The 14014-nt window shown below is 65.8% G+C and carries 13 protein-coding genes; 2 read left to right on the plus strand and 11 right to left on the minus strand.

The window, feature by feature from the left end; genetic code table 11:
• Positions 1–39: 39 nt before the first annotated feature.
• A complete protein-coding gene (locus AC07P1_RS27470; RefSeq protein WP_494698818.1) occupies positions 40–1848 on the minus strand; it encodes an amidohydrolase in 1809 nt (602 codons plus the stop codon).
• A 12-nt stretch (positions 1849–1860) separates the two neighbouring features.
• Entirely contained in the window at positions 1861–2757 is an 897-nt protein-coding gene (locus tag AC07P1_RS27475) for a DMT family transporter (RefSeq protein WP_494698819.1), read from the minus strand.
• A gap of 104 nt (positions 2758–2861) precedes the next feature.
• Between AC07P1_RS27475 and AC07P1_RS27480 the strand changes: the two genes are divergently transcribed.
• Positions 2862–3818, plus strand: coding sequence for an AraC family transcriptional regulator (locus AC07P1_RS27480; protein WP_494698820.1), 957 nt, complete (start codon positions 2862–2864; stop codon positions 3816–3818).
• A 94-nt stretch (positions 3819–3912) separates the two neighbouring features.
• On the opposite strand, the gene AC07P1_RS27485 is transcribed toward AC07P1_RS27480, so the two are convergent.
• From AC07P1_RS27485 to AC07P1_RS27505, 5 genes are all read right to left on the minus strand, one after another.
• Entirely contained in the window at positions 3913–4428 is a 516-nt protein-coding gene (locus tag AC07P1_RS27485; protein WP_494698821.1) for a DUF1993 family protein, read from the minus strand.
• Positions 4429–4431: 3 nt separating this feature from the next.
• Complete coding sequence (gene recQ, locus AC07P1_RS27490) at positions 4432–6255, minus strand: DNA helicase RecQ (RefSeq protein ID WP_494698822.1); 1824 nt, start codon at positions 6253–6255, stop codon at positions 4432–4434.
• A gap of 25 nt (positions 6256–6280) precedes the next feature.
• Positions 6281–7120 (minus strand): undecaprenyl-diphosphate phosphatase, encoded by an 840-nt coding sequence (locus AC07P1_RS27495; RefSeq protein WP_494698823.1) that lies wholly within the window; start codon positions 7118–7120, stop codon positions 6281–6283.
• Between the two features lie 252 nt (positions 7121–7372).
• Positions 7373–8110, minus strand: coding sequence for a substrate-binding periplasmic protein (locus AC07P1_RS27500; RefSeq protein WP_494698824.1), 738 nt, complete (start codon positions 8108–8110; stop codon positions 7373–7375).
• A gap of 55 nt (positions 8111–8165) precedes the next feature.
• Positions 8166–9062, minus strand: coding sequence for a LysR substrate-binding domain-containing protein (locus tag AC07P1_RS27505; protein WP_494698825.1), 897 nt, complete (start codon positions 9060–9062; stop codon positions 8166–8168).
• Positions 9063–9216: 154 nt separating this feature from the next.
• On the opposite strand from AC07P1_RS27505, the gene AC07P1_RS27510 reads away from it, so the two are divergent.
• Positions 9217–9363, plus strand: a complete 147-nt coding sequence (locus tag AC07P1_RS27510) for a hypothetical protein (protein ID WP_494698826.1) — start codon at positions 9217–9219, stop codon at positions 9361–9363.
• Here AC07P1_RS27510 and AC07P1_RS27515 read toward each other — a convergent pair.
• The 4 genes from AC07P1_RS27515 to AC07P1_RS27530 all read right to left on the minus strand — a co-directional run bounded on the left by AC07P1_RS27515 (position 9360) and on the right by AC07P1_RS27530 (position 13960).
• On the minus strand, positions 9360–11759 hold the full coding sequence (locus tag AC07P1_RS27515) for a sensor domain-containing protein (RefSeq protein WP_494698827.1): 2400 nt from the start codon (positions 11757–11759) through the stop codon (positions 9360–9362). The two genes, AC07P1_RS27510 and AC07P1_RS27515, sit on opposite strands and share 4 nt — an antisense overlap.
• Before the next feature lie 108 nt (positions 11760–11867).
• Positions 11868–12149, minus strand: a complete 282-nt coding sequence (locus AC07P1_RS27520; RefSeq protein ID WP_494698828.1) for a YkgJ family cysteine cluster protein — start codon at positions 12147–12149, stop codon at positions 11868–11870.
• Between the two features lie 12 nt (positions 12150–12161).
• Positions 12162–12947 (minus strand): alpha/beta fold hydrolase, encoded by a 786-nt coding sequence (locus tag AC07P1_RS27525; RefSeq protein ID WP_494698829.1) that lies wholly within the window; start codon positions 12945–12947, stop codon positions 12162–12164.
• Positions 12944–13960: a M14 family zinc carboxypeptidase gene (locus AC07P1_RS27530; protein ID WP_494698830.1), complete on the minus strand. Its 1017-nt coding sequence runs from the start codon at positions 13958–13960 to the stop codon at positions 12944–12946. The genes AC07P1_RS27525 and AC07P1_RS27530 overlap by 4 nt, the downstream gene beginning before the upstream one ends.
• Between the last annotated feature and the right edge of the window lie 54 nt (positions 13961–14014).

Consider the following 14014-nt stretch of genomic DNA (forward strand, 5'->3'; position numbering starts at 1 on the left):
GGCGGGTCTGTTCAAGTGCTGGCGTGTGAGGCCGACATCTTAACGCATGCCCTTGGCCTGATACACAATTTTGCCCCCGACGACGGTTTGCAGCACCTTGACGTTGGCGATGTCTTCTTCCGGAATGGTGAAAAAATTCCGGTCCAGGACGATCAGGTCGGCCAGCTTGCCCACTTCCAGGGAACCGGTCAGCGCCTCCTGGCGCAGCGTGTACGCCGCGTTCATCGTGATGGCGCGCAGCGCGGCGGCGCGCGGCATGCCGGGTTGCCTGCCTAGCCGGCCGGCGTATTCCTTGCCGGCGTCCGGCGCGGCGGTGCGGGTCACGCCCACCTTGAGCGCGAACCATTCGTCCAGCGGATCGACCGGCCAGTCGCTGCCATAGGCGATGCGGGCGCCAGCGTCGAGCAGCAGCGCCTGCGGCTGGACGGTGGCGTAGCGCGCCGGTCCCATATAGTCCTTCAATGCGCCGACGGTGTCGGGCGCCGGCTTGGCCCACTGGAACGACAGCACCGGCGTCACATCGAGCTTGGCGAAGCGCGGATAGTCGGCCGGGTCGACGATTTCATCGTGCGCCAGCGCCGGACGCACGTCCTTGCCGGCCGGCGTGGTGCGCAGGTATTCGATCGCGTCCAGCGTTTCGCGCACGGCGCGGTCGCCGTCGACGTGGATGTGCGGATCGATTTTGGCGTTGGCCAGTTCGGTCAGCGTGGTCCGCAGCGCCTCTTGCGTGAAGTAGGTGGCCGGGCCGTTGCTGGCGCCGGGCTGCCAGTCCGGCTTGTCGGCCGTGCCCTTGTTGACCAGATACGGTTCCAGCATGGCGCCGGTGAAGGCGGGCGCCGAGATCACGCCGTCCATGAACAGTTTGGCGTGGCGCACCTGCATCGATGGCGCGACCGTGGTCGGACCCTGGTCGAATTGTTTTTGCTGCTTTAGCAGGTCGGCGACAGCGCTTTGCGGCGTCGCGCCCTTGTCCAGATCGACCAGCACCGCGAAGTGGGCGCGCGCGGTCAGCTTGCCCTGCTTGTGCAGGTCGGTGAAGGCGGTCATCGTCTCCGGATCGGTGTAGGCGTCGAGGAAGGAGGTGATGCCTTGCTTGCGCATCGCCGCCAGCGCGGCGGTGGACGCGGCCAGGTTCTCGGCCACGGTCAGCGGCGGCAGCAGGTTCATCGCCATGTCCTGGGCGGCGTCCTCCAGCAGCCCGGTGGCGTCGCCGCCGGCGTCGCGGGTGATTTTTCCGCCGGCGGGGTCTTTGGTGTCGCGCGTGATGCCGGCCAGTTTGATAGCCTTGGAGTTCAGCTGCACCGAATGGCCGAAGGACGAGCGCACGAGGACGGGGCGGTCGGTTTTCAACGCGTCCAGCGTGGCGGCGGTCGTTTCCACGCCCTCCGGCAGCATCCCTTGCTGGAACCAGTTGACCACCACCAGCCAGCGGTCAGGCCCGGCGGGCTTTCCGCTGCGCTTGTCCTTGTCGATGCACGCCTGGATGCGCGACTGGAACTGGGCGACGGTCAGGGCCTGGTAATCGAGGCTGCAATTGAGCAGGCGGCTGCCGCCCGATTGCGGATGCATATGGCCGTCGATCAGGCCTGGCATCAGCATGCGCCCTTTGAGGTCGATGACTTTGGTGGCTATACCGGTAAGAGGTTTGACGCCGGCATTGTCGCCGACGTAGACAATGCGGCCGGCGCGCACGGCGAGCGCCTGCCGGACGTTGTCCTTGGCGTCGACCGTGTAGACGTAGCCGTTGCGGTAGACGGTATCGGCCGGTGGTTCGGCACCATGCGCCGCGATATGCGCCGAAACAGCGGCCAGTATTGCCAGTCCTGCGAAATAAGCCCTGCTGGTCATGCGTCCCCCGGGTTATGCGGCCTCCATCAGTTTGGTGCGCGGCGCCAGCGGCAGAAACGCCAGCAGATTCCCCGCCAACACCAGCGCCAGCCCGCTCAAGGCCAGCGGCGTCCAGTGGTAGCCCTCGTAAATGGTCGAAATGGTCAGTGCCACGATGGGGAATAATACCGTGGAATAGGCCGCGCGGTCCGGTCCTATTCGGCCGACCAGCAGCAAATACGCGGTGAAGCCGATCACCGAGCCGGGAATGGCGAGATACAACAGCGCGCCCAGATAACGCGGCGAAGGATCGAGTGCGAAGGACATGCCCATCGCCAGGGCGGCCACGCCCAGGGTGGTCGATCCAATCAGCATGGCCCAGGTGTTGGTCAGCGCCGGCGCCAGGCCCAGCGACTGCATGCGACTCGACAGCAGGTTCCCGCACGAGAAGCACAAGGTGCCGGCCAGGGTCAGCGCGAGGCCGAACAGCACCTTGCTGTCGTTCCAGTGGCCTGCCATCTGCGGCGCGAACAGCAACACGATGCCGCACAGGCCGAGCAGGGCGCCCATCATCACCTGGCGGCGGATCGGCCGGCCGAGAAAGATGCGGCCGTTGATGGCGTTCCACAGCGGCGCCGTGGAGAAGATTACCGCTTCCAGACCGCTGGTGACCCATTGGCTGGCGTAGTAAAAGCACAGAAAGTTCAGGCAGAACAGCGTGATGCCCTGCGCGAACAGGTAGGGCCAGGCCTGGCGCGGCGGCCACCAGGGTTTGCGGGTGACCAGCAGGAAGGCCATCAGCACGGCGGCCGCCAGCCAGAATCGATAGGCGATCGATACCGGCGCCGGCACCACGCCCAGTTGGAAGGTGATGGCGATCCAGGTGGTACCCCAGATCAGGACAGTCAGAAGGTAGAGGAAGATATTCATGCCGTCAGCATGCCGGAGCGGCGGCGCCGGCGGCTTGTCTGAAATTGCGCATTTCGCTGCGGGGCCGAGGCGGTGCCACCTGCCCGTGCTAGACTTTACGCATCATGCCAGCACGTTCCTCTCCCAAACCGCAAGCTCCCGCGCCCGACGGGCTGATTTCGCACGCCGTGTTCCGGACGATGTCGGAGACGGACGCGCAGCTGGAGCGCTTCGCCTGGTTGGGCGACGACCTGGCGGTCGCCATCTGGCGGCGCGACACCGAGATCGCCGAGACCAGCTACAACAAGCCGGGCCACCACACGCTGTCGTACTACATGGGCGGCGGTTATCGGACCGAGCGCGGGGAGTTGCCGGGGCTTTATGGCGCGCCGGAGCGGCTTTGCACGCTGCCCGACTGGCACGAGTCGAGCTGGATGGTGCGCGGGCCGCTGCGGTTTTTGCACGTCTATTTTTTGCCCGCGCATTTCACGCGGCGCGCGGTGGTGGAACTGGACCGCGAGCCGCGCGAACTGACGCTGGCCGACCGCACTTATTTCGAGCATGAGCGCATCGGCGCGTTGTGCGCGGGGCTGGCGGAAATGTCTTGGGAGGGGCCGGACGCGCAGCTGCGCGCCAACGAGGTGACGCATGAGACCTTGAGCCATCTGCTGCTGTCGCAATCGATGCCGGCGCCTGCGCAGCGGGTGCGTGGCGGGCTGGCGCCGGTGGTGCGGCGCCGTTTGGCCGACTATATCGAGGCCAATCTGGCGCGGCAGATTTCGTTGGGGACGTTGGCGCGGCTGGCGTGCATGTCGGAGTATCACCTGGCGCGCATGTTCAGGATTTCGTTTGGCATGCCGCCGTCGGCGTGGGTGGCGGAGCGGCGGATCGAGCACGCGCGGCGGTTGTTGAAGACCACCAGCCAGCCCTTGCAGCAGATCGCGGACGCCTGCGGGTATGCGGATTTAAGCCATTTCAGTCACCGCTTCCGCGACAGCGTCGGCGCGCCGCCGAGCCGGTATCGAAGTATCGTGGCGGGAGACGTTGTGACGGGGAGCCGAGATCACCACGGCTCCACGTAGGGCGGATTAGCGCAGCGTAATCGGCCATGCATGCGCAGCCGGCGGCTTACAAATGGCCGATTACGGCGTTCCGCCTAATCCGCCCTACGTGTTATCACGGCAATGCCGGCTTCTCGAACGAAAATCCCGGCGCGTAAATATGATACCCGTCGAAATCGCCCTTGCCGATCGCCACCCCGCGGCTGCGCGCGATCGCGTACACCATGCTCAGGTGGAAATAGAAATTCGGCAGGATATACAAGTTCAGATACTCGTCGGCCGGCAGCGCCAGGTCGGCGAAGCCCGCGCGGTCGTGGCAGATCCGGTCGGCCGGTCCGTTGAATTGCGACGGCGGGATGTCGGCGATGAAGCGCATCGTCTCGACCACCTGCCACTGCAACCCCGCGAACGAGATCTCGTCGCCATTGAAGCTGACCACCGGCACACCGGCCAGCGGACAGCAGCCGCGTAGCGCGAAGTTGGCGGTAGCCCTCACATGCTGCGCGAACGGCAGCATGTCCTCGTGCAGGCGCGCCGCCAACAGTCCGGCGCCGTCTTCGGCCGCCTCGATCTTGCCCAACATCCCGCACAACTGCGCGAGCGAACGATGAAACACCGCGGACGGATGCATGCCTTACTCCATTTCGCTGATCATGGCGACGATCTCGTCGCCGTAGGAGGCCAGCTTCTTTTCGCCGACGCCGGAGATGCCGCGCAGGTCCGACAAGGTGGTCGGCCGCGCCTTGGCGATCTCGCGCAAGGTCGCGTCGTTGAAGATGATATACGCCGCCACGTCGTGCGCGCGCGCCGTCTCCACCCGCCACCAGCGCAGCTTGTCGAAGATCGCCTGCTCGCCGGTCGACAGGTCGCTCTCCACATAACCCTTGGAGGCGCGGCTGGCGCTTTTCTGCTTGACCGGTTTCTGGTACTGCCGCAGCTGCACCTTTTGCCCGCCCTTGAGCACCGGCCGCGCGGCGTCGGTCAGCTTGAGCGAGCTGTATGACTCGTGGTCGACCGTCACCAGTCCCAGCGCGATGGCCTGGCGCAGGATCGCGCGCCATTCCTGCTCGCTGCGGTCGGCGCCGATGCCGAACACCGACAGCGAATCGTGGTGCCAGGTCTTGATGCGTTCCGTCTCGACCCCGCGCAGCACCTCGATCACGTGGCCGGCGGCGAAGCGCTGGTCGACGCGGTACACCGCCGACAGCAGTTTTTGCACCGGCACGGTGCCGTCGAAGGACACCGGCGGAATCAAACAGGTGTCGCAGTTGCCGCACGGCCCGGAGCGCTCGCCGAAGTAGTCGAGCAGGCGCACGCGCCGGCAGCTCAAGGTCTCGCACAGTCCCAGCATCGCGTCGAGTTTGTTGCCCAGCACGCGCTTGAAGGTTTCGTCGGCTTCCGATTCGTCGATCATGCGTCGCTGCAGCACCACATCCTGCAAGCCGTAGGCCATCCAGGCGTTGGCGGGGGCGCCGTCACGGCCGGCGCGGCCGGTCTCCTGGTAGTAGCCTTCGATGCTTTTCGGCAGATCGAGGTGGCAGACGAAACGCACGTCCGGCTTGTCGATGCCCATGCCGAAGGCGATCGTCGCGCACATGACGATGTTTTCCTCGCGCAAGAACTTGGCCTGGTTGGCGGCGCGCTTGGCGTGGTCCATGCCGGCGTGGTAAGCCATCGCGCGCACGCCGTTTTCGTTGAGGAACTCCGCGGTCTCCTCGACCTTTTTGCGCGACAGGCAGTAGACGATGCCGCAGTCGCCGCCGTGCTCGGTGGTGATGAAGTCGAGCAATTGCTTGCGGCCGTTGGCCTTTTCAACGATCTGGTAACGGATGTTGGGGCGGTCGAACGACGAGACGAATTGCATCGCGTCGCCCAGTTGCAGGCGGTGGACGATCTCGGCGCGGGTTTGCGGGTCGGCGGTGGCCGTCAGCGCGATGCGCGGCACGTTGGGGAATTGCTCGTGCAGCACCGACAGCTTGATGTACTCGGGCCGGAAATCGTGGCCCCACTGCGAGACGCAATGCGCCTCGTCGATGGCGAACAGCGCGATCTTGGAGGCCTGGAACAAATTGAGGCAGCGGTCCGTCATCAGCCGCTCGGGGGCGACGTAGACCAGGTCGATCTCGCCGGTGCGCACCAGGCGTTCGATGCGCTGGGCTTCCTCGTAGGTCTGGGTGGAGTTCAGGAAGGCGGCGCGTACGCCGACCTCGGCCAGCGCGTCGACCTGGTCCTGCATCAGCGCGATGAGCGGCGAGATGACCACGCCGACGCCGTCGCGCACCAGGGCGGGAATTTGGTAGCACAGCGACTTGCCGCCGCCGGTGGGCATCAGCACCAGCGCGTCGCCGCCGCCGCTGACGTGGCCGACGATCTCGGCCTGCTGGCCGCGGAAAGCCGGATAGCCGAACACGGTTTGCAGCAGGTCGAGGGCGCGTTCGTTATTTTCCTGGTGATTCATGATGCCACTGCAACTACTCAAAAAGTTAGTCCTTCCAGACGATCACGCCAGTGTAACCTGTGATGAGCACCAGCAGGCCAAAAGCGATGCGATACCACGCAAATATCGTGAAAGTATGGGTGGCGATATAGCGCAGCAGCCAGCGCACGCAGAAGAAAGCGGAAATAAAGGCCGCCACGGTGCCGAGGGTAAACATCGGCAGGTCCGACACCGACAGCAGCGCGCGCGCCTTGTACAGCGAGTAGGCGGAGGCGATCAGCAAGGTCGGAATGCCGAGCAGGAAGGAAAACTCCGTGGCCACCTGGCGCGACAGGCCGAACATCATGCCGCCGATGATGGTGGAGCCGGAGCGGCTGGTGCCCGGAATCAGCGCGAACGCTTGGGCGATGCCCATTTTTAAGGCATCGAGCGGCGTCATGTCCTCGACCGAGTGCACGCGCACGCTGACCGGATTGGCGGCCGCGTGGCGCTCGACGAACAGGATGATGATGCCGCCGACGATCAGCGCGATGGCCACCGGCACCGGCTTGAACAGGTAGGTCTTGAGCAGGTTGCCGAAGATCAGGCCCAGCACGGCCAGCGGCAGGAAGGCGATGCCGATGTTGAGGACGAAGCGCTGCTGGGCGCGGTCGGAGGTCACGCCGGCGAAGGCCTTGGCGATGCGGGCGCGGTATTCCCAGCAGACGGCGAAGATGGCGCCGGCCTGGATCACGATTTCAAAAACATTCATCTGTTCTTCCATGCCCTGAAAGCCCAGCAGGTGCTCGGTGAGGATCAGGTGGCCGGTGGAGGAGATCGGCAGGAATTCCGTGAAACCTTCGACCAGGCCCATGATGATGGCTTTTAGTGCGAGAACAATATCCATGTAATTAAGTAGTTACGCGAGGGAGTTTGAGGGAAAGACGCGATGTTTGTGCCGCCGGGGTCGAAGCTTACCATGTTCGGCGTTGTCTTTTCGTAATCTAACTCAACCGTAATACGAAATTGTGCGGTGCGCAATAAAAAAGCCCGCCGGGCGCATGGCTGGCGGGCTGCCATTCCGTAAACGGCCGTTCGAAGGGGCTTGGGGGGCGTGTTGCGGCGCATCGCGAAGATGCCCGCGAGATAACATTCGGGGTCAGCGCAGCCGCAGCAGCCGCGTCATTTCGCCGTTTTTCTCCAGCGCGTCGAGGGCGGCGCTGACCTGTTCCACGGTGACGTGGCCCTTGCGCGAGACGGCGCAACCGCTCTTGACCTCGCTAACGACCAGCAGGTTGTAGCCGGCCGCCAGCTCGCCTTGGGGGAATTGCTTGTCGATCGACTGGCCCGTGGTCAGGAAATAGTCGAAGCGCCCGGCCTGCCACTTGCGCACCGTCAGGTTGAGCGACGGCGCGTCGTCGCGCACGAAGTCGGCGCCGAGCTTTTGTTCGATGTCCGGGTAGTGGAAGCCGAGCACGGTGCCGACGGTTTTGCCGCGCACGGCCTCGATCGAGGCCGGCGCCGGCACCCGTTTCGAGGCGATCAGCACTTCCGAGGTGGGGATGAAGGTGCGGCTCCAGGCGACGTCGCCCTGGAACCAGGCCGGCAGGTAGCCGCACACGATGTCGCCTTCGCCCGATTCGAGCGCGCTCATCATGCGTTTGCGCGGCAGCCCGATGAAACGCACCTCCATGCGCAGCTGCCTGGCCAGCGCCTTGCCCAATCCCTCCTGGAAGCCGGCCTTGCGGGGAGGATCGGCGCGCCCCGGCGTGTCCTCGATCTTCTGCACGAAGCGCAGCGTCGGCTTCGACGGCTCCGCCGCCATCGCCGTCAACGGCTGCGCGGCCAGCAGGGAAACGGCCAGGGAGTGGAGTAGTGCACGGTATGGTGCGGTCATGCGGCGCGCCCGGAGGTGGATACCCGGCAGAAGGTAGCCCATTCCCAAGGCGCCGTCAATCCAGCGTGCGCTCCATCTCGGCGATCTCGGCGCGCAGCCAGGCGCTGAAGCGGTGGATCTTGCCCAAGCCCCGCTTGCCCGGATTGACCAGCAAGCGATAGCCGCGCCCGTAGGTGGCGGTGAAGCCGGGGATCATCTTCAGCGCGCCGCTGCGGATATCCTCGTAGGCGATGGTGTAGTGGGTCAGGCCGACGCCGTGGCCGGCCAGCGCCGCCTGCACCAGCACCGCCGCGTTGGTGTAGGAGCGTGAAAAATCGTGCTTTCCCTTGAGCAGGCCGTGATCGCGCAGCAGCCTGATCCAATTTTCGGTGGAGTCCTCGTACAGCAGCGGAAAGCGCCGCAGGTCGGCCGGGGTCAGCGCCGTCTCGCCGGGCGCCAGCAAGGACGGGCTGTAGACGGCCACCAGCCGCACGTGGAACAGAAAGTCGGGATCGTCGTTGTCGACCGTCGTGATGCGCAGCGCGACGTCGGTGTTGTCGTCGTTCATATCGACCAGCCGGTCGGTCGAGTCGATGCGGATGTCGAGCTCCGGATACAGCTTGGTGAAGCGGTCGATGCGCTGCACCAGCCATTTGATCGCCAGCGAGTGCGTGGTCGAGATGCGCAGGATTTTCTCCTCGTCGCCGCCCCGCAGCCCCTCGACCTTGGCGCGCAGCTCGCCCAGCACGCGGCGCACCGTCACGGCCAGCTCCTGCCCCTTTTCCGTCAGCGTGATGTGGCGCGGGTGGCGGATGAACAGCTCGAAGCCGAGCGCGGCCTCGAGCTGCTTGACCTGCAGGCTGATCGCCGCCGGCGTCTTGTGCAGTTCCTGCGCGGCCAGCTTGAAACTGCCCCAGCGGGCCGCGCAGTCGAAGTCGACGAGGCCCGACAGGGAACGCAACGGTTTGTTCATGGCATCCTGAGGCTAAGTTTTTCTTATGCATCAATCGAAAATAACTCGTTTGATCGCGTCCGCATGCGGGATGAAAATATACCCCATACGCCGCTGAAACTCCATGAGTAAGATTTTATCGATGGATAGGCGTCAACGAACCCCAGGAGGCATCATGTCCCGCTCCACACCCTTGTCCAATGCGGTCCATCATGGCCGGGGCGCGCGCGCCCAGGCGCCGGCGCCCGCGTCGCGCGCAAAATTGTACGCGCGCGTGTATGCGCAGTGGCTGCGGCTGCTGGCGCAGATGGCGGTGCGCTAGTGGCGCTGGCCATCCGCCTCCAGCAGCTGTTTGAGGGCGCTGGCCGCCAGCGGATGGCTGATGAAGCTGCCCTGTAGTTCGTCGCAGCCATTCTCGCGCAGGAACGCCGCTTGCAGCTCGGTCTCCACGCCGGTGCCGACGACGTCGATTTTCAGATCGTGGCCGACGTCGATCAGCATGGTCGCCAGGGTGCCGTGGTCGCCGTCCGGGGAAATTCCGGTGACCGCCGTCTTGGTCAACTTCAGGTGCGCGGGGCTGAACTTGGGCAGGGTGCTCAAGCTCGTCATGCCGTAGCCGAACTCGTCGATGGACAGCTTGATGCCGGCGTCGTGCATTTGCCGCGCGACGTCCTGGCTCAGCTGCAGGTTGCGCACCAGGTTCCTCTCGTTGACTTCCAGCTCCAGGCTGTCAGCCGGCAGGCACGCCGCCATCAGCCGCCGCTGGATATCGGCGATAAAGTTTTGCTGGCTGATTTCGCGGTAGCCGACATTGACGGACACCAGCACGTTGGCGTAGCCGTCCGCGCGCATGTCGCGCAGGAACTGCACCGCGAGGTCGATCACGCGCGCGCCGATCACGCGCACCATGCCGTTCTCCTCGGCCTCGGCCATGAACGAGATCGGCGTCAGCACACCCAGTTCGGGATGGCGCCAGCGCAGCAGCGCCTCGACCGCGCCGTAGCGCTCCGTGCGCGTGCACAAGCGCGGCTGGAACAGCAAAAAGAGCTGGTCGTTGTCGATCGCCGCGCGCATGTCCGCTTCCATTTTGTGCTTGGCGTCGGAGGACGATTTCATGTCCGCCGAATAGAAGTGCACATCGCTCTTGCCGGCCGATTTGGCGTGGTACATGGCGATGTCGGCCGCCTTGACCAGGTCGACGGGGCAATGGCAGTCGTGCGGATAAATGCTCACCCCGATGGCCGCGCCGATGGCGATCTCGCTGGTGTCGAAGGCGACCGGCACCCGCAGCGCCTCGCGCAGCCGGTCGATCATGCGCAAGGTGTAGCGCAGCGACGGCTGGTCGGCCAGCACCAGCACGAACTCGTCGCCGCTGAGCCGGGCGACGGTGTCGCTGTCGCGCACCGACGCCTGCATGCGCCTGGCTACCGAGGTCAGCACCACGTCGCCGGCCTCGTGGCCGAAGGTGTCGTTGATCAGCTTGAACTTGTTCAGGTCGATCAACATCGTCGCCACCAGCGTCTTGTTGCGCTGGGCGACATGCAGCGCCTGCTCCAGCCGGTCCCACAGCAGGTTGCGGTTGGCCAGCCCGGTCAGCGGATCGTGGTTGACCCGGTGTTCCAGGTGCGAGGTGCGTTGCTTGACGGCGGTGACGTCGTTGATGACCCCGATGTAGTGCGTGACGATGCCGTTGTCGTCGTGCACCGGCGTGATGGTCAGCTCGTTCCAGAACAGTTCGCCGTCCTTGCGCAGGTTGCGGAAGATTACGTTGGCCTCGCGCCGCTCGCACAGGGCCTCGCGCAGCTGCATGCGGGCGTCCTGGTCCAGTCCGGGCGCCGCCATGAAGCGCGAATCGCGGCCCCTGACTTCCTGCGCGCTGTAGCCGGTGATGCGTTCGAAAGCCGGGTTGACGTATTCGATAGGATTGTCCTTGCCGGCGCAGCGGCTGATGATGATGCCGTTGCTGGCCGCGTGCAGCGCGCGCTCGCGCAGGCGCAGCAGGATTTCCTGTTCGTGGCGGCGGGTCATGTCCAACCCGATGCCGCAGACGTAGTGCTCGTCCTCGCAACGGATGCGGGTGCCGGACATCAGGAAGGTGCTGGCCTTGCCGCTGCGGCTGACGAAGTTGGCCTCGATCAGCGACTCCTGGTTCCGGTCGATCACCGCGCGCAGATTTTCCTCGACCCGGGCGCGGTCCTCCTTGTTGAACAGCTGGGACACCTTGAGCCGTTCCAGCTGGCGCGACGTCATTTCGGTCATGCGTTCCAGGTTGCTGTTCCACAGCACGAAGTGGCCTTCGCGGTCGATCACATAAAAGGTTCCCGGAAACAGTTTGATGATCGCGCTGAGCGGCAGCGCGCCGATCATGTCGGCCCTGCGCCGGCCGCCTGGCTGCGCGGCGGCGATATCGATGGCGCAGCCGGCGAGTTGGCCGTCCGGCGCGTACTGCGGCCACAGCCGCATGTGGGCGCGGCGCGGGCGCGCGTCGTCGGCGGCGACGTCGACGGTCCGGCTGCCGCCCTCCGACAGCAGCGCGGCGGCGTCGCGCTTCCAGTCTTCGCGCGCCGCCGGCGCCAGCACGTCGGCGATGTTTTTTGAGCGGCCGTCCGGCCATCCGAACGCGGCGGCGCTTTCGCGGTCCCAGGTCAGGATGTCGCCGTTCGGATCGACGAATAAGACGGTACGTGCATCGTTGCGTTGTTCGTGTTTTTTGCCCATGTGGTCCGCCGCTCGCATGTGAGTGAGCCTGCTCTCGCGGCAAGGCACCCACGGTTGGACAGCGGGGTTGGGACTACGTTCCTTGGCAACGGATGTTTCGCCAAGGCGTCAGTTGGCCGGCGCGGTGGCGCGCTCCAGTTCGTCCAGCCACAGCATCGCCTGCCCGCGGCTGGCGCCGCACATTTCCACGGACGGCTGCAAACCGCCGCAGCAGGCCGGGCGCTCCGGCCTGCCGAAGATGCCGCAGCGGTTGTCGTCCTGGAGCTGGATGCAGCGCACGCCGGCCGGCTTGCCGTTGGGCATGCCGGGGATGGCGCTGGAAATGGAGGGGGCGGTACAGCAGGCGCCACAGTTCGGGCGGCATGCCATCGCCGGTGCGGTCGAGGTCATAGGGCCGGTATTTTACCCGGCTTTGCCGGCGGCCAGCCATTTCCCGATGTGGCCGGCGACCCAGGCGCCGTCGTCCAGGGGCAGGTCGTGGCCGGCGTCGGGATGCTCGCGGTGTTCGGCTTGCCAGGCCTCGGCCAGCCGGCGCGAGCAGCGCGGATCGACCAGCTGGTCGCCGGCGCTGCTCAACACCAGCAGCGGCACGGCGGGCCGCGCGGCCGGGGCGCGGAAGCGCGCGGCCGACCACAGCTGGCGCAGCGCGTTGGCGCGGGTGACGGGAAACTCGCGCTGGTAACCCAGCCAGCGCTTCAGCAGGCCGGCGCGTTCGGCGGCGTCGCCGTGGCGGCTGGTCAGTCGCAGGATCAGCCGTTCCTGCTGGTCGACGCCGCCCCCGAGCAACTGCCTGGCGATGGCGCCATAGTTTTGCCAGCGCAGCCGCTCGTGGAAGCGGCTGTGGGGACGCATGCTGGTGTTGATCAGCACGCAGCGGGTCAGCTCGCCCGGATGGCGGCTGGCCCATTCCACCGCCACCATGCCGCCCAGCGACAGCGCCAGCAGCGAATAGGGCGGGCGCACGCCGCGCGCCAGCAGATCCTGGCGGCAGAACGCCACCATGTCCGCCACCGTCGTCGGGCTGCGCAGCGCGTGCCGCTGGCCGTTGCCGGGCAGGTCGGGGGTGACGACCTCCGCCCCCACCACCGTCTCGGCCAACTGGTTGGGAAAGCGCCCCCAGTGGCGCTGCTCGCGCATCAGTCCGCGCAACAGCACCCAGGTGCCGGCGTCCTCGGCCACGATGCTCATGTGTGATACCACTGCGACAGCGCGCGCCGGTGCTGCACCTTGCGCGCCAGGCCTTCCGGCATCCAGCGCCCATGGCTGTTGGCGGCCCGCATCAGGAAGTCGAACCAGATCAGGTGGCGCCGCAGCACCCGCTGCAAGCGGTGCGCCGCCGTCGGATTGAAGAAGGCGACGCGGTCGAAGATCTGGCGCGGATTTTTCTTCACCCACAGCCACGAGCCCATCTCCAGGGTCAGCGGCAGGAAGGCGCGGTCGCTGCCGGTGGTGCCGTTCAGGTACAGGTAGTCCCACAGGTCGCCATGGGTGCGGTACTGGCGGCTTTGCGGCTCGAACACATAGTTATGATTGGGATAGCTCTGGGTGAACAACTGCTCGAGCGCGCCGATGTCGGCCAGGTGTGGGATCGGCGTGGCCGTGTGGGCGTGCGGGAACCAGATGCGGTCGCGCAGGCCGAAGCCCGAGTGGCAGTCGAGCGCCATGCTGAACTGGCGCGTCAGCAGCTCGCGCGCGACCAGGTCGCACACGGCCTGGCTCTCCGGCTCCATCGGCGCGCCGGCCACGCCGCGATACCACGGCAGGTGGTGGCTGTAGCGCTGGCCGCCCAGCATGAACGGGACTTTTTCCACCGCGCTCAGCGGCGCGTTGCGCATCAGGTCGACGCCCTGCGGATTGCAGCGCGTGGCCTGCCACATGCCGCCGGGATTGACCAAGGGCATGAACACCAGCCGCATCGATTCGAGTTGCTGGTGCAGGGTGCTGTCCCAGCGCAGCCGCGCCAGCAGGCTCTCCAGGAAGGACAGGATGACTTGCGTGCCGATCCGCTCCAGGCCGTGGATGCCGCCGAAAAATCCCAGCGCCGGCACGTCCGGGCTCGGATTGCCCAGCGCGATCGTGTAGACGGGAAACTGGCGGCCGTCCATGGCCACCGTGCAAGGGGTGTTCACTTCCAGATGGCGCCCACCTTCGTCGATCAGACGTTTCAGGGTGATCAGTTCGGGCAGGTTCTTCTCGGGCATGGGCGGACGCAGCTGGGAATATGCCAGCTAGTGTAGCCGAAGTGTCCAGCTTCG

This window comes from Duganella sp. GW821-FHT07F09, assembly GCF_059418705.1.